The organism is Acinetobacter wuhouensis, assembly GCF_001696605.3.
Taxonomy (GTDB): domain Bacteria; phylum Pseudomonadota; class Gammaproteobacteria; order Pseudomonadales; family Moraxellaceae; genus Acinetobacter; species Acinetobacter wuhouensis.
In genome coordinates this window covers 2,514,057-2,536,084 of the sequence record NZ_CP031716.1, presented here as the reverse complement: position 1 = coordinate 2,536,084, position 22,028 = coordinate 2,514,057, and the positions used below count along the sequence as shown (strand labels likewise).

At 37.8% G+C, this 22,028-nt stretch carries 16 protein-coding genes; 10 read left to right on the top strand and 6 right to left on the bottom strand.

The genetic code is table 11. The features are described from left to right. Positions 1-21 precede the first annotated feature (21 nt). Positions 22-2,784 carry a M16 family metallopeptidase gene (locus tag BEN71_RS12845; protein WP_068975358.1) on the top strand — a complete coding sequence of 921 codons (2,763 nt, stop codon included), beginning with the start codon at positions 22-24 and terminating at the stop codon, positions 2,782-2,784. Positions 2,785-2,950: 166 nt separating this feature from the next. Here BEN71_RS12845 and BEN71_RS12840 read toward each other — a convergent pair whose 3' ends face one another. Then, complete coding sequence (locus tag BEN71_RS12840) at positions 2,951-3,358, bottom strand: Cd(II)/Pb(II)-responsive transcriptional regulator (RefSeq protein WP_068975357.1); 408 nt, start codon at positions 3,356-3,358, stop codon at positions 2,951-2,953. Positions 3,359-3,461: 103 nt separating this feature from the next. Here BEN71_RS12840 and BEN71_RS12835 point away from each other — a divergent pair, with 103 nt between their 5' ends. The 3 genes from BEN71_RS12835 (at position 3,462) to BEN71_RS12825 (ending at position 6,259) form a co-directional block, all read left to right on the top strand. Next, positions 3,462-4,091 (top strand): cation transporter, encoded by a 630-nt coding sequence (locus tag BEN71_RS12835; RefSeq protein WP_068975356.1) that lies wholly within the window; start codon positions 3,462-3,464, stop codon positions 4,089-4,091. 132 nt (positions 4,092-4,223) lie between these two features. Then, the gene (locus tag BEN71_RS12830; protein ID WP_068975460.1) at positions 4,224-5,150 is read left to right on the top strand and encodes a helix-turn-helix domain-containing protein; all 927 of its coding nucleotides are present in this window, start codon (positions 4,224-4,226) and stop codon (positions 5,148-5,150) included. Positions 5,151-5,257: 107 nt separating this feature from the next. Further along, positions 5,258-6,259, top strand: coding sequence for an aldo/keto reductase (locus BEN71_RS12825; RefSeq protein WP_068975355.1), 1,002 nt, complete (start codon positions 5,258-5,260; stop codon positions 6,257-6,259). Between the two features lie 58 nt (positions 6,260-6,317). On the opposite strand, the gene BEN71_RS12820 is transcribed toward BEN71_RS12825, so the two are convergent. Then, positions 6,318-8,735, bottom strand: coding sequence for a membrane-bound PQQ-dependent dehydrogenase, glucose/quinate/shikimate family (locus BEN71_RS12820; protein WP_068975354.1), 2,418 nt, complete (start codon positions 8,733-8,735; stop codon positions 6,318-6,320). 529 nt (positions 8,736-9,264) lie between these two features. Next, positions 9,265-9,966 carry a YidX family protein gene (locus BEN71_RS12815; protein WP_068975353.1) on the bottom strand — a complete coding sequence of 234 codons (702 nt, stop codon included), beginning with the start codon at positions 9,964-9,966 and terminating at the stop codon, positions 9,265-9,267. 433 nt (positions 9,967-10,399) lie between these two features. On the opposite strand from BEN71_RS12815, the gene BEN71_RS12805 reads away from it, so the two are divergent. The 3 genes from BEN71_RS12805 (at position 10,400) to BEN71_RS12795 (ending at position 16,115) form a co-directional block, all read left to right on the top strand. After that, positions 10,400-11,044 (top strand): RluA family pseudouridine synthase, encoded by a 645-nt coding sequence (locus BEN71_RS12805; protein ID WP_162994941.1) that lies wholly within the window; start codon positions 10,400-10,402, stop codon positions 11,042-11,044. 143 nt (positions 11,045-11,187) lie between these two features. Then, a complete protein-coding gene (gene rapA, locus BEN71_RS12800) occupies positions 11,188-14,025 on the top strand; it encodes an RNA polymerase-associated protein RapA (RefSeq protein ID WP_068975350.1) in 2,838 nt (945 codons plus the stop codon). A 395-nt stretch (positions 14,026-14,420) separates the two neighbouring features. Beyond that, positions 14,421-16,115, top strand: coding sequence for an AMP-binding protein (locus tag BEN71_RS12795; protein ID WP_068975349.1), 1,695 nt, complete (start codon positions 14,421-14,423; stop codon positions 16,113-16,115). 65 nt (positions 16,116-16,180) lie between these two features. Here BEN71_RS12795 and BEN71_RS12790 read toward each other — a convergent pair whose 3' ends face one another. The 3 genes from BEN71_RS12790 to fabR form a co-directional block, all read right to left on the bottom strand. Next, positions 16,181-17,197 (bottom strand): AI-2E family transporter, encoded by a 1,017-nt coding sequence (locus tag BEN71_RS12790; protein ID WP_068975348.1) that lies wholly within the window; start codon positions 17,195-17,197, stop codon positions 16,181-16,183. A 139-nt stretch (positions 17,198-17,336) separates the two neighbouring features. Further along, positions 17,337-18,182 carry a 4-hydroxy-tetrahydrodipicolinate reductase gene (gene dapB / locus BEN71_RS12785; RefSeq protein ID WP_086322708.1) on the bottom strand — a complete coding sequence of 282 codons (846 nt, stop codon included), beginning with the start codon at positions 18,180-18,182 and terminating at the stop codon, positions 17,337-17,339. A 48-nt stretch (positions 18,183-18,230) separates the two neighbouring features. Further along, entirely contained in the window at positions 18,231-18,926 is a 696-nt protein-coding gene (gene fabR, locus BEN71_RS12780) for an HTH-type transcriptional repressor FabR (RefSeq protein WP_068975346.1), read from the bottom strand. A 141-nt stretch (positions 18,927-19,067) separates the two neighbouring features. On the opposite strand from fabR, the gene BEN71_RS12775 reads away from it, so the two are divergent. From BEN71_RS12775 to BEN71_RS12765, 3 genes are all read left to right on the top strand, one after another. Then, positions 19,068-20,135: a ferredoxin reductase gene (locus BEN71_RS12775; RefSeq protein ID WP_068975345.1), complete on the top strand. Its 1,068-nt coding sequence runs from the start codon at positions 19,068-19,070 to the stop codon at positions 20,133-20,135. Between the two features lie 12 nt (positions 20,136-20,147). Next, positions 20,148-21,242, top strand: coding sequence for a fatty acid desaturase family protein (locus BEN71_RS12770; protein ID WP_068975344.1), 1,095 nt, complete (start codon positions 20,148-20,150; stop codon positions 21,240-21,242). 110 nt (positions 21,243-21,352) lie between these two features. Beyond that, on the top strand, positions 21,353-21,988 hold the full coding sequence (locus BEN71_RS12765; protein ID WP_068975343.1) for an SMI1/KNR4 family protein: 636 nt from the start codon (positions 21,353-21,355) through the stop codon (positions 21,986-21,988). The last annotated feature ends 40 nt before the right edge of the window (positions 21,989-22,028 follow it).

Below are 22,028 nucleotides of genomic sequence, written 5' to 3'. Positions count from 1 at the left end.
TCAAAAAGTTGGATTCATTTTATGCTTATGCGGTTAAAAAAGCTCACGCTGTCTCTATGTATTCTTGGATTTAGTGCTTCAACTTTAGCGCAAACTGTCTTAGTCAAATCAGAACATAATATTGAAGAATATAAGCTCGACAATGGTTTACGTATTCTACTTGCACCCAATGATAAAGAAAGCAAAGTCTTTATGAATACCGTATATCTGACTGGATCATTGAATGACCCACAAGGTAAAGGCGGTCTAGCACATTTACTGGAGCATTTAGCATTTAAAGGGACTCAGGATGTAAAAGGTGAAGAATTCCAACGCCGTTTAGATCAATACACGCTGATGACCAATGCCAGCACAGATTATTATTCAACGAAATATACCAATATTGTTCGTCCAGATCAGAAGACTTTAAATGAAGTGATCTATCTAGAAGCACAACGTATGGATAAATTAGTTCTGCAAGAGAAGTTTGTGCCGTCAGAAATTAATATTGTGATGCGTGAACGTGAAGTCCGTATGGATCAGCCCTTTGCAGTGCTGATGGATCAAATGTGGAAAGCAGCCTATGGCAATAAATCTCTTGGTCGTTTACCGATTGGAGATTTACCAGAATTACAATCGATCAAGATGGATGAACTCAATACGTTCTATAAAGCTTGGTATGCACCGAATAATGCGGTGATGGTTATTTCTGGAAAATTTGATAAAGCTGGAGTCTTGAAAGCGATTGATAAAAATTTTAGTCCAATCGCGGCACGTCAAATTCCACAACAAGCAGTTGTACCTTTGCTCGATTCTGCAAATATTAAAAACCGTAACTTCATTGTCAAAAAAGGCAGTGATTTGGCGAAATTCAATATTTATATGAATGGAAAAAATGAAAAAATTCAGCCAGCGTTGGCATTAGCACCCTATTTATATACGTTGCAGCCAAGTGGTCATTTGTATTCAAGTATGGTTGAAACAGGGATTGCAACCAATGTGCAATCTACCACATGGTTAGATGATGATTTTAATTTAGTGTTTATGGGTGCAATTTACGCACCGAATCATGATGCTCAAAAAATTGATAGCTCACTGATTTCAGGCGTTGAACAAAATAAAAAGTTTGATGATACCGAATTAAAACGTGTGAAAAATTTAATGTCGAATGCCAATGATAATCTGATGAGTAGTGCAGCAGCAGTTGGTGGCATGCTCAGTGATTATGTGGTTTCATCGCATGGCAATTGGGCACAATATTTTAAAGATCAGCAAGATATTCAAAATATGACTGCGAATGAACTGAATACTACACTGAAAGGCTTTTTAACAGCATCACATCGTTTTCATGGGGATATTCAACCAACGCCAGAAGATCAGAAAAAGGCACTAGAGAAAAAGCAAGCAACTGAAAAACCAAAAACTTTAGATCAACAAGCTGAACAACCAGAGCCATTAAAAGATGTTAGCGTGTATCAAGCTGAAGTGGCGCAGTATGTTGAAAAATCAAAACAGTATTTAGATGCGACTGAGAAGAAGATTCAACGTGGAACTTTAAAAAATGGGATGCAATATGCCTTGTTCCCTACAACAACACGTGACGATAAAACCTATGCAACCATAGATATCAATTTTGGTACTGCTGAATCGTTGATGAATAAAGCACAAATTTTAGATTTTACGGCTTATTTATTATTACGCGCTTCTGACCAATATAGTCTGCAAAATATTGCCGATAAAACCATTGAGTCAGGTGGTGGTGCAACCGCAACTGCAACAGATAATGGCATCAGTATTCAAATTTCTGCAAAGAAAGATAAGTTTGAGGGCTTCTTTAAATACATCGTTTCAGTGATGAAGAATCCGAAATTTGAACAAACTCAATTTGATTTGATTAAACTGCAAAGCCTTTCAAGTTTGGATCGTCCTTATACAGAACCTGAAACTGTGGCTTCATTGACCATTGCCCGATTGCTCGAAACCTATCAGCCAGGTGATTTACGTTATCATTTTGAACCTGAATTGGCGAAAAAGCAGATTCAAGCTGTAACCAATCAGCAAGTTATTGAGCTATATAAAAAATATTTTGCAATGCAACATGCGCAAATTTCGATTACAGGACAATACGATCCTAAATCAATCAAAACAGTGTTAGATCAACAATTTGGAAATTGGAAAAATAATCAACCCTATCAACGTTTATCGACTGAATTTACCACTTATAAAGCGCAGAAAGTCCATGCGCTGTCCGAGCAGCGCGAGTTTGGTAGCTATCAAGCATTACAAACCATACCTGTTGGTGTAGACAATAAAGATGCGGCAGCATTGATTGTATTTAGCTATATCTTGGGTGATTCACAATTGTCATCACGTTTGGGTCAAGAGCTTCGTGAGAAAAATGCTCTAGTTTATGGTTTTGGAAGTAGTTTAGATCTAGATTCATTTAATGAAGCTGGTGCTTTATCCATCGAAGCAAATTACACGGCAGGGAAATCCCCAGAAGTTTCGCAAGTCGTGCATAAAGTGTTGAATGATTTATTGACTAAAGGTGTGACAAACCAAGAGCTAGAAGCAGCCAAAGCCAATATTATGAAGCAACGTGTGACGACACTTGAAGATGAACGTGTGATCCATCGTATGCTAAATGCTCAACTTGAACGTAATAAAAAAATGGATAGTCGTGCTGTTCGAGATCAGGAGTTTGCCAAACTGACTAAAGCAGATGTGGATGCTGTGATTAAGAAATATATCAAGCCAGATCAATTGGTTGAAGTGATGGCTGATCAATATGGTCAAGCAAAGTAATACGTTATTCTGATTTCATTTGATCTAAAAAACGAGGGAAAGCCACACTTTGGTGTGGCTTTGTTCTTTTAACAAAGACAATAAATTAAACTTTCAAAATTGTGTCGATGATGCGTAATTTATGCAGTAAGAGTGCTAACCGTTTTATGCAAATTTAAACTGTGTATTACTCAATCGAAGCCTCTAAATTTTTAACAATCTGACAATGATCAATGGTGCTGTCTGAGGCACAGCTTTGACGCAGAGCAATCAATTGTGTTTTAAAACTCTGCAATTCTAGAATCCGTGTTTCCACATGTTGAATGTGTTCCTCAATTAACTGATCGACAATTTTACAGCCACGTTCAGGATGTTGAACTTGTTCCAGTAATGCCACGATCTCATGCAATGTCATATCAAGGGCACGACAGCGTTTGATAAAGATCAGGCGTTTCAGGCATTCATCATCATAATATTTATAATTATTTTCAGCTCTAAAACTTGCTTGAATCAAATTTTTCTTTTCATAAAAACGAATGGTATCAGTACTCAGTTGAGTTTTTTTAGCCAGATCACTGATGAGATATTGTTGCATGATTAAATTTCTCCAAAAATACTCAAACAAGGCTTGACCTTGGAGTTAGTCCATAGTTTTAAATAGCATAATACAGATGAATCATTAATCAAGGGGATGTGAAATGGCGTGTACTTGTAGTCATGAACCTGCACCGAAAAAACCAAACAGTAAGTTCAGAACAGCATTGTGGATTGCATTGTTTATTAACCTTGCTATGTTCTTTGTCGAGTTGATTGGTGGTGCTTATGCACATTCATCAGCACTGTGGGCAGATTCTTTGGACTTCTTTGGTGATGCAGTCAACTACGGGATTTCACTTGCCGTGTTGGGTGCAAGTCTGTACTGGCGTGCGACAGTGGCATTGCTGAAAGGTTTGACTATGGCGCTGTTTGGTTTTGTGGTAATCGGTAAATCTGCCTATGCTTATATCCAGGGAATTCCACCTGAAGCAATTACCATGGGGGCAATCGGTATTTTAGCGTTGATTGCTAATGTGGTTGCCGCAGTAGTTCTGTACGCTTTCCGCGATGGTGATTCCAACATGCAGTCTGTGTGGCTGTGCAGTCGTAATGATGCGATTGGTAATGTTGCAGTGATCCTGGCAGCGGTAGGGGTATTTGGTACAGGCAGTTTATTACCGGATATTATTGTTGCGGTGATTATGGCGACTTTAGGCTTAACAGGTGGTTATCAGGTGATTAAGAAAGCTCTGCATGAACGAAGAGAATTTAAAAATGTAGTTAAAGTTTAAATGCTGATTTAAGTCATGCATTTTCAAATTTAAGTAAAGCCAGATTACACAATGAATCTGGCTTTTTATTTGATTCCTGGTATGATCATGTTTGAATATTATAAGAAATCGCTTTTGCTGGGAGCGTGGAAAATGAAACATGAAAGTATTCAAGAGTTTTATCAACGCTTTTCAGAGACGAAGGGAACAAGTTTTACACCACAATTTTCATCCATTGGTCATTTCAATGTATTTCAGCGTAGTGCATGTAGCTTTCTTACCCCATACAGTCGTCGCGATTATTATAAAATTTCGTTAGTTTTAGGGACGGGTGAATTACATTATGCCAATCGCTGGATCAAAGTTGACCGACCAGCATTGTTATTTTCAAATCCAATCATTCCTTATTCATGGGAAATTCATTCACCTGAGCAAGCAGGCTGGTTTTGTTTATTTACTGAAGATTTTATTCAGCATGAAGTACGGCAAAATTTTTTAAAAGATTCTCCACTTTTTAAAGTGGATGGAGACCCTTTATATTTTCTGGATGATCGTCAAGTTGATGAAATATCATTTATTTTTAAGAAAATGATGCATGAAGTTTCCAGTGACTATATTCATAAATACAATGTGTTAAGGAATTATTTGCATTTAATTGTTCATGAAGCTGTAAAAATGAAACCAACTCAACAGTTTGAACAACATAGCAATGCAGCAGTGAAAATCAGCCATTTGTTTTTTGAGTTGCTGGAGCGACAATTTCCAATCGATTCCCCACATTTTCATTTAACGCTTAAAACGCCGAATGATTTTGCTTATCACTTATCTGTTCATGTGAATCATTTAAATCGTGCAGTTAAAGAAGCAACAGGCAAGACCACTTCTGAACATATCAGTTCAAGAGTGTGTCAGGAAGCGAAGGCATTACTTCAATTCACAAATTGGAATATTTCAGAAATTGCTTATAGTTTAGGTTTTGAATATCCTGCATATTTCACCAATTTTTTTAAAAAGCTTACAGGTCAATCACCTAAAATATTTCGAGAGTCTGTTATAAAAACTGAAAGTTCATCTGTTTAACGATGTTTGAATTTTATAAGTAATGGTTTGATTGTTATACGTGATATTTTCATCAACGCTTTATATTGAATAGATCAGCATGATTTATTCACAAAGAGGCGATAACAATGAAATATAGAGAACTCGCAAAAACAGGTGAGCAACTTTCAGCAATTGGCTTGGGTTGCATGGGAATGAGTTTTGCCTATGGCGCTAGCGATGATCAGCAAAGTATAAAGACTTTATATGAAGCACTGGAACTCGGAATTAATTTCTGGGATACAGCGGATATGTATGGCAATGGTGCAAATGAAGAACTTTTAGCAAAAGTTTTGAAATCACGGCGTGATCAGGTCTTTATCGCTACAAAATTTGGCTTTCGTTATCCTGAAAATTCAGGAAAAGTTGAAAATTCACTAAACAGTTATATTGATGGCTCTCCGGAGTGGATTCGGATTGCTGTAGAAAACAGTTTGAAGCGTTTAAACACAGATGTGATTGATTTGTATTATGCACATCGCATTGATCCACAAGTTCCGCTTGAAGATACGATTGGGGCAATGGCTGATTTAGTTCAAGCAGGGAAAGTGAAATATCTTGGCTTGAGTGAGGCTTCTGCTGAATCAATTCGTAAAGCACATGCGATTCATCCAGTTTCAGCATTGCAATATGAATATTCCGTATTAACGCGAGATGTAGAGGAACGTATTCTACCTTTGAGTCGTGAGTTAGATATTTCTTTTGTGCCTTATTCCCCGTTATCACGTGGGCTGATGACCAATCATCTTGATCCAGATCAATTGGATGTTCAGGATTTTAGAAAATATTTACCTCGTTATCAGGGAGAAAATCTTGCTAATAATCAAGCACTGGCGCAAGCATTTTCAGACTTTGCAGCATCTAAACAATTAACTGCTGCACAACTTGCTTTGGCGTGGGTATTGAATCGTGGTGAAAACATTATTCCAATCCCAGGAACTCGAAAAGTTGAGCGTCTGATTGAAAATGCAAAAGCGGTTGATGTGAAATTGACTCAGCAGGATTTAACTGAGATTGAACAAATTATTCATCAATATCCAAATATTGGGGCACGGTATAATCCAGAGCAACTTGCGACAGTAAATCATTAACTGGAATAGAAAAACCAGAGCCGAGGCTCTGGTTTTTCTATGGAGAAGTCAAATGTACTTATTTCTGATCAGGTAAAGCATAAGCAATAATATAATCACTTACATCTTTAGAATGGCTTGCACCACCCGCAGAGATCACGACATATTGTTTACCTGTTTTTGGTGATTTATAAATCAATGGTGCAGCAACAGCAGCAACAGGAAGTTCAGCTTTCCAGACTTCTTTACCTGTTTTAGAGTCTAAAGCACGTAAGTAATAATCTTGCGTACCTGCAAAGAATACTAAACCAGAGGCAGTCGAGGTAGGGCCACCTAAAGTTGGCATACCTAAAGGCATCGGCATGTGTGATTTAACACCTAAAGGTCCAAGTTGTTCAGCAGTCCCCATAGGCACTTCCCAAACCACTTTTTTAGATTTTAAATCAATCGCTGTCATGGTGCCGAAAGGTGGCCGGTTACATGGTACACCCAATGCAGATTGCATGATGTCAATTTTCACACCTGCATAAGGGCCTGCAAATTGTGGACGTACAGTACCCATAAATCCAGGCACTTCATCAGTTGAAATTTTGTATTTGCCCATGTCTTCTTTACGGACTAAAGACATACGAAGCGGCATACGCATATCGTTGACGAACATTAAACCAGTCGATTCATCAATTGAAATACCACCCCAGTTCATACCACCCAATAGACTTGGCCATTCGATATAAGGTTTTTCACCTGGTGGAGTATAAAGACCTTGATAGACTGAATCTTTATAGTCAATACGGCAGTTTAACTGGTCAAATGTAGAAATCCCCCACATGTCTTTTTCACGTAAAGTGTCATTACCAATTTGTGGCATGTCTACAGAATAAGGTTGTGTTGGAGAAAGTTTTTCACCTTCAGCCGCACCAGATGTTGGAACTGCTTTTTCAACCACTTTAGACACAGGTTGACCTGTACGACGGTCTAGTACAAAGATTTGTCCCATTTTTGTGGTTTGAATCAATGCTGGAACTTTTTGACCTTGTTCATTGGTCATGTCGTATAAAACAGGTTGTGACGGTAAATCATAGTCCCAAACGTCATGATGCACGATTTGATAAGACCATACAGTTTTACCCGTAGTTGCATTGACAGCGACAACAGCAGAACCGAATTTTTCTTTTGCACCGTTACGGTCGCCACCCCAGTAATCTGGAGGACCATTACCTGTAGGTAAATAAACCAGATTTAAATCTTTGTCATAGGTTGGAATGGTCCACATATTGGGTGTTTCAAGTGTGAAACTTTTGCCATCTGTAGGCTCACCAGAAAGTTCAGGATTACCGACATCCCAAGCCCACGCGAGTTTACCTGTACGCACATCATAAGCACGGACTACACCAGAAGGTTCGCCGTGAACAATATCACGTACCCAACCGCCAAGAATTGCCACATGACCTGCAATTAAAGGCGTAGAAGTAGGGTGATAACGTTTACTTTGTTCAGTTGGTCCCATGTCATGTAAAACATCGACTTGACCATTAACACCAAACTCAGGACACAAAGCACCCGTTTTGGCATTTAAGGCAATTAAACGACCATCTACAGTCGAAGTTAAAATACGTTGTGGACAAGCTTTGATACCATTCGATGCTAAATCAGCAGGAGTGAGAGAAGCATCTTTGCTTGCATCATAGTAACCCACACCACGACAAGTGATATGTTCTGCAGTTTTTGCCTTAGGATCATATTTCCAGATGGCTTTACCACTATCACCATCAATTGCTGTAATGATATTGGTTGGTGTACATGAATAAAGTGTGCTACCAATTTGAATCGGTGTATTTTCATCCACGCCCGCTTTGAGATCACGACCTGTGTGATACGTCCAGGCAACTTTTAAATCTTTGACATTGTCAGGCGTAATATCGGTATAAGGCGCAAAACGTGTACCATTGCCATTACGACCGAAATATTCCCAGTTATCTGAGTTTTCAGCATTCGGTTTTGCAAGGTTTGGATCCTGAACCAAATCGACTGGATTTAAAACTTTGCCATGTGGGTAAAATGCTGCAATCAGTGCAACAACACAGGCAGCAAAACCAACAAATCCGACTTGATTTGCAGCTTTCACTTTTTCACTGGTTAATGCAGGCAGACAGTGACTTGCCCATAAACTTAAAACAAATAAAACAGTTGGAATCACTAAACGTGGAATATATTGCCAGAAGCCCAGACCTTGAACTTCCACGATCGCCCAGATCACAGTGGCAACAAATGTGATGATAGACAACCACAAACCTGCGGTTTTTTTTAACGCATATAGAATCGCAATGATGATGTACGCAACACCAGCAATAACGTAATAACTTGAACCACCTAAGCTCAATAATTTTGAACCCTGGATGATGAGATATAGGGCAATGAGTGCAGTCAAGACGATAAAGAAGTATCGATAGACTTTGGACCTGGTTGCCTCTACGGGAGAGTTTTGCTCTGTGCTCATACCTTGCCTCTTGGTAAATTCGGCTTGGTTGCATAGTTCAGAAAAGAATAACGGGCATGTTATAGGGGCTGTTGAGATTTCATCAATGATTTACGTTATGTCGAGAAATGAATGAGTTCACCATTTTGAATAATGAAACTCATATTTCACGTTACGTATCATTGAAAAATACATATTGTCGCAAACATAGACGAATGCTCAACAGACTCAAATCTTATCGAATTTAATAGCTATGTAACAAAGTCATCAGGAATCAATCGCTGGATAAGCAATTGATTCAATGAAGGGGAGAGATTTTGTGTTAATTATTGTAGCATTTTATCTTAATGAGATAAAGTTTAAGGGTTAATGTGGGTTTTATTAATATTTAATGTTGATTTTTATTGGGTTTTAGAGTAATTAGCTTAATTTGAGTCGTATTTTATTTGTTGTGCTTCGCCATGAAAAAGCTCAACAGAGAACTTAGTCTATGTTGAGCTAGGTGGAAAAGGATTAGGTAGAAAAGGAAAAATTAAATAGAAAATAAAAATCAATCAAAAATTTTATGAATGGCTTGGAAAGGTAAGGTCACCACATCAAAAGCCACAGCAAAAGGGAATAAGACTAATTTATCAGCAGTTTTACTGCTTACTTTAGAGTAGTCTTTCACTTCCTCAGACGTATAAATACTGATTTGATAAGGCTTACTCAGTGCTTTAAATGAATCGCGGTTGGTTGCTGCTGGGTAAACGACACCCCCAAGTTTAATATTGAAACAGAAGCGTTGTGCATTCAAACGTTTATCACTTGAGTTGGTGCATTCTTCAGCACCATTTTCAATAAAAAATGTACGATCAGCCTTGGTTACATCTTCTGCAAGTTTGACGTAGGATAGCTCCAAAGCTCCTGAAAAATTACCATCATTTTTAGCAGAGTAAAAGTCGAGTGAACGTGTCACTTGAATATTTTTCGGATCAAGTGTTGAGATGACTTTGGCAAATTTTGCCCCGCCTTGTGTCAGTACATAACTATATTGTTGCCCAACGATCACAATACTGTCTTGTGGTAAGTTTGGCATGACTTGCGCAGGTTTGCCAAAAGCAATCACGTTGTCATTAATTAGGACGTTTTTAACGGTTTTAGTGCGAACACCATCATCTTTATCCAGTAGGGTTGCAGTTGCACAGCCTGTTAAAATCGTTGCACTACCCAATATCGTCGCAAGCAGAGAACTTTTTAGTATCTTCGTCATTTATTGTGCTCATCGGTTTATTTTCAAATTATTTATAGCAGTTCATTGTGCATGCGGTAAGTTTGAAAGATGCCAAAATTCTCTATAAAAATTGTGTTTTAGCGCATTTTTGATCAATTCATTGGCAAAATATGACCATTGGATTGGTTTGTTTTTGTTCGATAATGAATTTAAAGGTGAATAAATGAAAATAAACGAAAATTAAATTCTCAAATTAAGTTTGAAAAATGTTCGGAAAGAATGATTATTTTTGATGATATAAAATGTAATTTGATTCATAAATATTGTGTAATGATGACATGCCACAGTAATAATGAGACCAACCAACAAACAACCAGCAAAATCAGTTCAACAAAACAAAAATATTCATTGTATTTTGAAGCCAAGATTCATATCATTGCTCGCTTGTTTGCACGATCAGCGGAACTGAACCTTGAGTAATTTTCTAACCGAGCACCTGATACATCGTGAAGATGATTTTATGGTGATTCATAAGCCAGCAGGTATACTCACAGTTCCCGGAAAAACAGAAGACCTACAAGATTGTGTCATTAGCAGATTACTAAAAATTGAACCTAAAACATTACTGATTCACCGTTTAGACCGTGATACTTCAGGCATCCTTGTATTTGGATTAAGTAAGTGGGGACAAAAATCCATTTCTCGACAGTTCCAAGAACGTCAAACCTCTAAAACATATCAAGCAGTCGTCGCAGGAACTTTACACGGTGAAGGAACTGTTGATGTACCTGTCATTTATGATCCTGAACATCCTCCATTACATATCGCTGCACCAGAACATAACAAACCAGCATTAACACATTGGAAAGCAGTCGAACATTTTCAAATTCAAGGACAAGCTGTCACACGCGTAGAACTTACGCCGATTACAGGACGTTCACATCAGTTACGTGTACATATGCAATATTTAGGTCATCCGATCGTCGGAGATACTTTATATGCAACAACTGAACAACAGCAGTTAATGCCACGTTTATGTTTACATGCACAGCAACTGAGCTTTTATCATCCTAAAACAGAGGAGCTTGTACAATTTGATTGTCCAGTTCCGTTTTAGTCAAATTTTTTAAATAGTAATCCCATAAGCTCAAATTATTTAATGAGCTTTATGTCAAAAAGTATTGCGTAAAGGGCGTAAACTTTGTTCAAATATTCTCCTAATTTGAGCAAACGTGTTTTAGCCTCGAACATGAGATAAAGGTGGAAAAATTGCAACAATTTGCTATAGGTCAACGTTGGTTATCAGACACAGAAACTGAATTAGGTTTAGGTGTATTGATTGATGTCGATGAACGTTCAATCAGTATTCTTTTCCCAAAAAGTGATGAAACTCGTGTCTATGCACGTAACAATGCACCTTTATCTCGTATTGTTTTCAATGTAAATGATGAAGTCCAAGATCAAGAAGGTCAAAAGTGGATTGTAGAATCATTTGATGATCGCAATGGTGTGATTCGTTATAACGTGATACGCACACTTGAAAATGGCGAGCAAGAACGTAAAGCACTCAACGAAACCCGTATTGGCGCAACCATTCAATTGTCTAAGCCTTTAGAGCGTTTATTGGCAAGTCAAATTGATTATAAAGAATGGTATGACTTACGTATTGAAGCTTTGCAAATGCAAGCCAATATGCAAACTTCACCATTACGTGGTCTTGTTGGCGCGCGCGTAGGTTTGATTCCACACCAACTTTATATTGCACATGAAGTCGGTAAGCGCTTTGCACCACGTGTTTTACTTGCCGATGAAGTAGGTTTAGGCAAAACCATTGAAGCAGGCTTGATTATTCATCAACAATTGAAAACTGGGCGTTCTGAACGTATTTTGATTCTTGTTCCAGATTCACTGCAATATCAGTGGATGATTGAAATGCGCCGTCGTTTCAATTTGAACTTCTCTTTATTCGATTTAACACGTACCGCTTCAATCAAAGAGCATGATCCTGAACTCAATCCATTCTTAACTGAGCAATGTATTATTGCTTCTGTCGATTTGATGATTGACCATGATGATTTACGTGAGCAAGCACTTGAAGCTGGTTTTGATCTACTCGTGGTCGATGAAGCACATCATTTGATGTGGAGTGAAGAAGAAGGTGGTAACGATCGTTATGACCTTGTTGAAGAACTCGCTGAAAAAACTGAAGGTGTCTTATTGCTGACTGCGACACCTGAACAATTGGGTGTAGAAAGCCATTTTGCTCGCTTACGTTTACTTGATCCGCAACGTTTTAGTTCTCTAGATCGCTTCTTAGATGAAGAAGAGCAATATCATCATACTGCAAAAATTGCAGAAGTGTTGATGTCAGATCTTCCACTTGAAGCAGAACATTTAGACGCAGTTGAAAAATTGCTGGGTCATGCAATTGAAGATCAACCAGAACACCGCTTCCGTGCAATTCATGAATTGTTAGATCGTCATGGCACAGGTCGTATCTTGTTCCGTAATACCCGTGAAGCGATTCAAGGTTTCCCAGGACGTGATTGCCAGCCAGCACCTCTACCAGCACCAGAAAATTGGTCGAAAGATGGTAAATTACGTGAGCAAATGTGGCCAGAAGAAGCACAACTTGATGGCGCGTGGATGGAAACAGACCCACGTGTGATGTGGTTGATGGAGCGTTTACGTTCAGATTTAAAACATAAGAAAGTGTTATTAATCGCACGTAGTGGCCCAGTGGTTGAAGCTATGGAAAATGCATTGCGTATTCATGCAGGCGTGCGTACAGCCATGTTCCATGAAGGAATGAGCTTGTTGGAACGTGACCAAGCTGCTGCTTACTTTGCTGAAGATTCTTATGGCGCGCAGATTTTATTGTGTTCTGAAATTGGTTCAGAAGGTCGTAATTTCCAGTTTGCATCGGATCTTGTGTTATTCGACTTACCCGCGAACCCTGACGTACTTGAACAACGTATTGGTCGTTTAGATCGTATTGGTCAAGAAAATCGTATCCAAATTCATGTGCCTTATTTATTAGGTACGGCGCAAGAGCGTATGTTCCGTTGGTATAACGAAGCATTGAATATTTTTAGTAATATTTCACCGACTGCGCAAACCCTACAAGAAAACTTTATTGTTGATCTGAAAGATTGTTTATTGGCTGACAAAGGTCAAGTGTTTGAAGATTTACTTGAAGCTGTGAATGTGCAACGCCAGTCCCTTGAAGCTGAATTGCAAGATGGTCGTGATCGTCTGCTCGAGTACAATTCATGTCGTCCAATGGTGGCGCAAGAAATTGTGACTGCGCTTGAAGACTATGATGACAATACATTATTGCCAATGTTCATGAAGCGTTTTATGGCTTCTACTAATATTGACTTTGATGAGCAAAGTAATGGTACTGTGATCATTAAACCGACTGATCAAATGCAAGTACAAGGTTTGGATATTGATGAAGAAGGTATGACTGCGACGTTCTATCGTGATCAAGCTCAGATTCGTGAAGATGCGCAGTATTTAACGCTTGAGCATCCATTTACTGAAAGCGTGATGGAAATTATCCGTACACAATCTTTTGGTAGTACCAATGTTGCAATTTTAAAAACCAATGCTTTGAAACAAGGTTCAATCTTGTTAGAAGTTTGGTTTAAAGTTGATGTGGTTGCACCAAAAGCATTGAATTTGCCTTCAAGCTTACCGACTCAGTTGATTCGAGTATTATTGACTGAAACTGGTCAAGATATTACTGCCAAACTTGATCCAGAAATCATTAAGCCGTACTTACATCATTTAGACAGCAATAGTTGTCGTCAAGTCGTAAAAGCGCGCCGTGAAGTTGTTGAACAACGTTATGCACAAGCTTTAGATATTGCCAAAGGTGCTTTACCTCAACTGATCGAGCAAGCTAAAAATATTTATGGTAGTAAATGGCAATATGAAATAGATCGTTTAACGTATCTAAAACAGTTCAATCCAAGTATTCGTGAAGATGAAATTTCTCGTTTGCAGAAATTCCAAAAAGAAGGTTTGGGTTTATTGGATGGTTTATCTGTTACACCTGAAGCGATTCAAGTGTTGGTGGTAGTTAAACCTTAAATGTTTCAAATCATTTAAATCCAAGAAAGCTCCTACGGGAGCTTTTTTTTTTATGACTTTGTATTTTAATTTTGAATATCTGTGATTTATTTTGGATCGTAGTGCTGCAATTTATACATGATATAAAATATTGCAAGATAATTTTTTATTGTTGGGGAATAAGCCGAATTACTTATTTGGAATAGTTTAAATTAAAAAATAATAGAGTGTTAAACACTGTATACAAAACAGACAATTTTATGCTATTGATGATGCAATGCTTTCGGCTTGGTAAAGCAATTATTTTGCTTCGTTATCGTGTTGTTTCTGCTGCATTTGATCTGAAACTTGGATATGCATTGTGAAATGATAATGAAGAAAACTGAACAATAAAAATTTAAAAGGGATGAAATAATATGGGAAATATGGAAGTAGTTGAGTTTTACGATACGCATTTACATTATTTATTGCATTGGGAAAAACAAATTCCAGATAAAGATTATTGTGTACAACCTACGGCAAATGGCGAAGTCATTCACTACACGTGGGGGCAAGTGGCACAGCAAGTACGTAGCATGGCAAGTTATTTACTGTCTTTAAATTTGCCAAGTAAAAGTTCAATCGCAATCTATGGGAAAAATAGTGCCCATTGGCTCATGGCGGATTTGGCGATCTGGATGGCAGGGCATATTTCCGTACCGTTATATCCAACTTTAAATGCTGAGGGTGCAAGCTATGTACTGGAGCATAGTGAAGCAAAGTTACTTTTCATTGGAAAGTTAGATGGGAAGGCTGATAGTTGGAATGATGTGAAAAAAATAATTCCAGAAAATTTTCCATGTGTCTGTTTGCCTTTAGCTCCTGACTATGATGCACCAAAGTGGAATGAGATCATTCAGAATGTTCAACCTTTGGTGAATCCAACATTACCAAACAAAGATGATTTAGCAACGATTGTCTATACCTCTGGCAGTACTGGTTTACCCAAAGGTGTGATGCAAACATTTTCCACACTCTTAGCCGGTGCAAATGAGATGAGGAATACATTCGGTGTAACTTCTTCAGATCGGGCACTGTCATATTTACCGCTTGCGCATGTGGCGGAGCGGATCTTTATTCAGTCATCCTCGATGGTTTGTGGTTATACAGTGTATTTTGCCAATTCTTTAGAGACATTTATTGAAGATTTAAACCGAGCCAAGCCTACAGTGTTTTTCTCTGTACCAAGATTATGGACAAAATTCTACTTAGGAATTAATGAAAAAATTCCACCGCATGTACAAAAAATTCTCTTTAAAATACCTGTGCTTGGTAATGTGATTAAGAAAAAATTATTAGCTAAGTTAGGTTTAAATCACGTCCGTTATGCATTTACTGCATCCGCACCATTACCGATTGATATTATTTTATGGTACCGAAATTTAGGTTTGGAATTGCTCGAAATTTACGGAATGACGGAAAATTGTGGTTATTCACATGCCACTAAAGTTGGGCAGTTTGCTGAAGGTTATGTCGGGCATGCACAACCTAAAGTAGAGTGCAAAATTGATGAAAATGGTGAAATCCTTGTCAAAAGTCCAGGTACGATGTTGGGGTATTATAAAAATCCTGAAAAAACAGCAGAAGATATAACAGCTGATGGTTTTTTACGTACGGGCGATATGGGGGAAATTGATACAGTTGGGAGACTTAAAATTACAGGGCGGATTAAAGACATCTTTAAAACCTCTAAAGGAAAATACGTCATGCCTGTGCCGACAGAGCAAAAAATTGGTAATAATGAATTGGTTGAATCAGTCTGTGTAGGTGGTTCAAGTTTACCGCAACCTGTTGCTTTTATTATGTTGGCTGAAGATGTACGCAATCATTTAAAGCAAAATGGTAAACGTGATGAAGTGGAAGCGTCATTAAAATCATTGAGATTGAAGATAAATGAAGCATTAGAATCACATGAGAAATTGAGTTTTATGGTTGTCATCAATGAACCTTGGACAATGGAAAATGATTTATTGACACCAACCATGAAGATTAAGCGTAATAAAATAGAAAGTCGTTATGAACCTTCTTTAGAAAAATGGGCTTCGTTAAAACAAGAGGTCGTGTGGGAATAAAATGACATAATTCAAAAATAAAAAACTCTCGTTTTGAGAGTTTTTTTAACAGATCTTATAGATTGTTAAATCATCTCAGCTTTTTTCAATTCCAATTTGATATAGGCGTAAAAAATTGGTGCGACGATTAATCCAGCTAAGCCAAAAATTGCTTCAAATACGAGCATCGCCAATAAGACTTCCCACGATGCTGCATGAATTTTTGTACCAATAATTTTGGCATTGATAAAATATTCAAGTTTGTGAATCAAAATTAAATAAATCAAAGCTACACCAGCAGTTGTTACAGAAATTGTAAGCCCTGTGATCACGATGATGGTATTGGAAATTAAATTCCCAACGATGGGAATTAAGCCAAAAATAAAAGTCAGTATGACAAGCGTGTTGGCAAAGGGTAATTGCACACCAAAGATTGGTAATAAAATATGTGAAAAAACAAAGAATAGCGCAGTATTAATTAATGAAATTTTAAATTGTGCAAAGACCACATTTTTAAACGCTGTAGATAAATTTTCAATCCGTTTGATCATGGCGCGTTTAAAAACAGGCTGTTCAGGTTGAGGATGTAAACGATTGAGTGATACCAAAATTCCAACAATAGAAGCGATCAGCATCGTCGCAAGATTATGAATGAAATCAGTCCCTGTATGTTTTAGCGTACTCAGATTATCTTTGAGTAAATCCATGGATTGATCTTTCAGCTCTGGAAGCGTATAGGGAATAAAACCTGGAATATACTGAGCGATTTCGAGTTGTAATTTTTGTAAAGTCTGATCAATCTGATCGCTTAAGGCAGTCACACCAGACCCTTGTACATCATGTTGCATGAAACTGACTAAACTGGTAATTCCAAGTGTAATTAACGTCACAATGATGATGCCGAGAATGACGCTAATGGTAATTCTTGCGCGCTGACCATCAATATATTTCTCTGTGATATTTCCTAAGCTATTAATAATTTCAAATATTACAAAGCCTGCAAAAAAACTGGCAAGAAGATGTAAGGGAATCAATAAAGCTAAGAAAATCGCCATCAATAGATAACTTGTCATTATGCTTTGATGGTCAGTGAGTATTTTCATATAAATTAAGCCTAAAAGTCGTGCAGCATTGTTGGGCAATGCATTTGTGTTTAGGCGCGAAGGTAGATGAAAAGTCTATCTAGGGTCTAAGCGATGAAGTTTGTAATATTTATCTTAAGTTTAAGTTAATTTGTTTGCACTAATTTTTTATAACATCATTCATATCATATAGACCGCAGGGTTGATTACTCACCCAAGTGGCTGCACGGACGGCGCCAACAGCAAAGTTTATGCGATTATTTGCGACATGTTTAATTTCAATTTGTTCATCATTACCGAAGAAGAATACACTGTGTTCACCAACGATATCCCCACCTCGAATGGCTTGTAAGCCTATACTTTGATGATGTCTTTCGCCTACAGCACCGTGACGTTGATAAATAGCAATATCAGCGAGTTGTTGCTGTCTTGCTTGTGCAATCGCATCTGCGTACATCAAAGCTGTACCTGAGGGTGCATCAATTTTATGACGATGATGGGCTTCAATAATTTCTGCTTCAAAAGCTTGAGCATATTCATTTTGGCTCAGTAGTTGAGCTGCTACACGAACTAAATCGACACTCAGATTCACCCCAACGGAATAATTTCCAGAATGTACAATGGCTATTTCTTGGGCGGCTATTTTAATTTTTTCAGTAAGTTGTTCAGATAAACCCGTAATTCCAATCATGATTGGCTTCTTAGCTTGATGACAAATATCAAGGTGCGTGGCGAGCGCTTCGGCAGTCGTAAAATCAATCACAACATCACAATTTTGAATCACTGTACTTAGATCATCGCTGATCATGACATTTAATAGGTGGTGATCGATGCTTTCTAGGTTTAAAAAATCTGCAAGACTTTTTCCAATACAGGCACTGCCGATACGTCCTGTTGCTACAGTAATGTTAAGCCCAGTATTGATACAAGATTGAACAAGCATTCTGCCCATGCGCCCATTGACACCTAAAATACCGATTCGGATGTTTTGTTTATTTTTATTCATCATGATCCAAATGTTTAGAATGTAGTAGGGCTCAGTTATTAAACCTAGTTATTTAACTTGTGCTTCATCCAAGTGACGAGAACCTTCCAAAATCATACGAATCATGATCATGGTTTGTTCAGCGACTTCCTTTCGTTCATTGGTCGGTAAATCAATGACTTTAGCCCCCATGTTAAATACAAGCTGAGTAATGGCTTTGGCAACCAAGTCTGGATGAGCCAATTTACTATGATTGATGCGTTCAATGCGAATCAGATCATCTTGTAATTCTTGTTGGAAATAGTTTAATTGCTTATCAACCGCCAACTTATATTGGGTTGAGCCTGTATAACCTTCACGGAGTAACAGACTGAGATTACCTTCATCAGCATCCAATTGTTCAATAAAAACTTCAACTGAACTGCGGATAATACTACTTTGTCTGGCTGCTTTAATGCGTGCTTCGTGCAAAATATGACGTAGAACTACACCTGAACGATCAATCAATTCAATCGCAAGTTCATCAATATCTTTAAAATGTCGATAAAAACTATTCGGTGCAATGCCTGCTTCGCGTGCAACTTCACGCAAACTTAATGAAGCAATACTTTTTTGAGGGCCGATTAAATTCAATGCGGCTTGAAATAATTCTTCTTTGGTAATCGTTGCTTTACGACCGACAGTACGCACAGAAACTTTCTCAAGTTCTTGAATTTGATCTTGCAAGGAAGAAGAATTCTGAGTTGGCGTAGACGTTGGATTCATAAAGCATCAAATATTTAAAGTGTTTTTTTCATTATAGCCGTTGTCATTACTTAAATGAAACGTCTAGATACAATACGAATGTATATACAAATATATATACATGTGTATAATAATTAAAATTCAGTTGAATGGTGAGCACTTATGCACGCTGTTGAAAAGCAAAAATCTCCTATAAATTCAATGTTTGACATGGTATTGGGTCACAATACTGCAAACTTTTGGCTACAAAAAATTAACCCTTTATGGTCTGTACAACAAGCTTTAGGCAAAATTGTTCAAAAAGAACAGTCTGCTACAGATACAACAAGTTTAACCATTGAAACCAATCGCCATTTTAAAATGGGGCAGGCAGGTCAGCATCATCCTGTTACAGTCGAAATTCATGGTCGTCGTTATGAACGTACCTATAGTTTGACTCAGTTAGATACACAACATGTACTATTAACGGTTAAAAAAGTTGAGCATGGTGTAGTAAGCAATTGGTTGGTTAATGATGCCCAAGTGGGTGACATCATCGAATTTGATCAACCTTATGGCGATATGCTTATCCCTGAAAATAAAACGCCTTTGATCCTTCTAGCGGCGGGGAGTGGAATCACGCCAATGTATAGTTTGATCAAAGCTTTAGTACAAACGAAACAACTTGATCAACAACCTGTGCATCTCATGTATTGGGTGAAAAAACATGCAGATGTTGCTTTTAAACAGCAGTTTGATCAACTCGCAACGCAATATTCAAATTTTAAATTCGATGTGTTCTATACCCAAGAAACTCAAGCTGATGCACGTTTGAATGATGAATATTTACATTTAGTACAAAACTTAACCCAAAGCACAGTCTATGTCTGTGGGCCATCAGGCTTTGTCGTAACAGCAGAAAAACTATTTGAAAATGCACAAGTGTTAAAAAGCGAAGCATTTAGCTTAACGCCGATCATTTCAGATGAAACTGGCTTTGTAAATGTGACATTAACCAAGTCAAATAAAGTGCTTGCTATACCGAAAGGGCAATCCATTCTTGCGAGCTTAGAACAGCAAAACATCAAACCACAACATGGCTGTCGAATGGGTATTTGCAATAAATGTGCCTGCAATAAAGCCCAAGGTGCTACGAAGAATTTGGTCAATGGTCAGGAAAATGCTGAACCAAACAACCTACTTCGTATCTGCGTGAATACAGCAAAAACTGATCTAGTTATTGATATTTAAGCGAGTTTTACCATGAATATGCCAGTAAAAATTGAATATTTTAAAAATGCTAAAAACCGTGAATTAACCCAGTCTGAACTTGATGCTTTAGCACGTGAGCTTGATGCGATTAAGCAAGAAGTCTTGGATGATATTGGGGAAAAAGATGCTGAATATATTAAAAAAGTCTATGCCGCAATTCGCTACAGCAGCATTCTAGGGCGTGCGTGTTTATTTGCAGGATGGTTCCCGCCAGCATGGTTATTGGGTACAGGCTTACTCGGTTTTGCCAAAATCATGGAAAATATGGAACTTGGTCATAATGTCATGCATGGTCAATATGACTGGATGAATGATCCGCGCTTTAAAGGTACAACTTATGAGTGGGATATTGTCGGGACTTCAGACAACTGGCGTCAAACTCATAATTATAAACACCATACTTATACCAATATTAAAGGGATGGATGACGATATTGGCTATGGTTTATTACGTTTGTTCCCAGAACAGCGTTGGAAAGCTGGCTATTTATTGCAACCTTTATACGCCGTGCCATTCTGCTTATTGTTCCAATGGGGTGTAGCGATTCAAAACCTTGAAATTGGTAAATTAATCTATAAACGTAAAACTTGGGCGCAGTTTAAAGAAGAATGGAAACCAACACAGAAGAAAATTGGTAAGCAATTCTTTAAAGATTATTTGTTTTTCCCATTGATCGCAGGCCCTGCAGCATTGCCTGTTTTCACAGGGAATTTAGTTGCCAATGGTATCCGTAATATTTGGACATTCAGTATTATTTTTTGTGGACATTTCACCAAAGATGTTGAGGTTTTCCCAAAAACTGTATTGCAAAATGAAAGCCGTGGTCATTGGTATATGCGTCAAATTCGGGGTTCTTCGAACTTAACAGGTTCAGAAGCTTTCCATATATTGACAGGGCATTTAAGCCATCAAATCGAGCATCATTTGTATCCTGAAATCCCTGCGCGTCGTTACCGTAAAATGGCGCCAAAAGTTCAGGCAGTCTGTGAAAAATATGGTTTGAATTATAACAATGCAAGCCTGTTTAAACAGTATGGTCAGGTGCTTGGACGTATTGTGAAATATGCTTTTCCATTTAAAAAGTAATTAATTATTAAAATATTCAAAGCCACTTTCGAGTGGCTTTTTGTATTGCAAGTACATGCATTTTATCGCTAATCTATGAGCTCCCCGATATTGATCATAATGAGAATAAAATGATTCAACAACAATTAGAAAATATTCAAAAATGGTTAGCACAACACGCTGCAAAGATTGCAGATCAATCACTCAATCCTTCAGCAAGTATTTCAGAAATAGAACAATTTGAACAAAAGCTTTCTAAGCGTTTACCTGAAGCATTTAAAGATTTGTACTCTTGGCATAATGGGATGAATGAGGAGGAAAATTTAGGTAATTTGTTCTACGGTATGGAGTTATTTTCTCTAGACCGTATTTTGCAATATAGAGCAAACCTTGCAGATCTAGCCAATGCAGGATTAAGCCTAGGACATACTGATCCGCAGATTAATCCAGATAATGCCCATAACCCTGACTGGATTATTTTTGCACATGATGGTGGTAGAACAGGTTTATATTTGGATTTTGCACCAACAAGCCAAGGGAAAACAGGGCAAATTATTTTTGTCGATGTTGACTTTGATGTTGCTATTTTGGTTGCAGATTCAATTGAAGCATTGGTCAACGATTTTGCAAGTGACTTACTAGCAGGCTTGTATGAGTTAAATGAAGATGCGCTGGAAGACGGAAATGAGTTTTTGGAGTGCGATGGGTCAATTGATTTGGTGAATTGGCATAATAGTCAGCGTTGGGCAAGACCATCGTTTAAGTGAACATAAACTGTAGAATATTTTAGATTCATGGAGGCATATA

Bases quoted from the DNA above. Each gene is read 5' to 3' on its own strand.
- fabR (WP_068975346.1), bottom strand. From the start codon at position 18,926: ATGAATCCAACGTCTACGCCAACTCAGAATTCTTCTTCCTTGCAAGAT.
- BEN71_RS12770 (WP_068975344.1), top strand. From the start codon at position 20,148: ATGAATATGCCAGTAAAAATTGAATATTTTAAAAATGCTAAAAACCGT.
- BEN71_RS12790 (WP_068975348.1), bottom strand. From the start codon at position 17,197: ATGAAAATACTCACTGACCATCAAAGCATAATGACAAGTTATCTATTG.
- BEN71_RS12795 (WP_068975349.1), top strand. From the start codon at position 14,421: ATGGGAAATATGGAAGTAGTTGAGTTTTACGATACGCATTTACATTAT.
- BEN71_RS12775 (WP_068975345.1), top strand. From the start codon at position 19,068: ATGCACGCTGTTGAAAAGCAAAAATCTCCTATAAATTCAATGTTTGAC.
- BEN71_RS12835 (WP_068975356.1), top strand. From the start codon at position 3,462: ATGGCGTGTACTTGTAGTCATGAACCTGCACCGAAAAAACCAAACAGT.
- BEN71_RS12840 (WP_068975357.1), bottom strand. From the start codon at position 3,358: ATGCAACAATATCTCATCAGTGATCTGGCTAAAAAAACTCAACTGAGT.
- BEN71_RS12845 (WP_068975358.1), top strand. From the start codon at position 22: ATGCTTATGCGGTTAAAAAAGCTCACGCTGTCTCTATGTATTCTTGGA.
- dapB (WP_086322708.1), bottom strand. From the start codon at position 18,182: ATGAATAAAAATAAACAAAACATCCGAATCGGTATTTTAGGTGTCAAT.
- BEN71_RS12830 (WP_068975460.1), top strand. From the start codon at position 4,224: ATGAAACATGAAAGTATTCAAGAGTTTTATCAACGCTTTTCAGAGACG.
- BEN71_RS12815 (WP_068975353.1), bottom strand. From the start codon at position 9,966: ATGACGAAGATACTAAAAAGTTCTCTGCTTGCGACGATATTGGGTAGT.
- BEN71_RS12765 (WP_068975343.1), top strand. From the start codon at position 21,353: ATGATTCAACAACAATTAGAAAATATTCAAAAATGGTTAGCACAACAC.
- BEN71_RS12825 (WP_068975355.1), top strand. From the start codon at position 5,258: ATGAAATATAGAGAACTCGCAAAAACAGGTGAGCAACTTTCAGCAATT.
- BEN71_RS12820 (WP_068975354.1), bottom strand. From the start codon at position 8,735: ATGAGCACAGAGCAAAACTCTCCCGTAGAGGCAACCAGGTCCAAAGTC.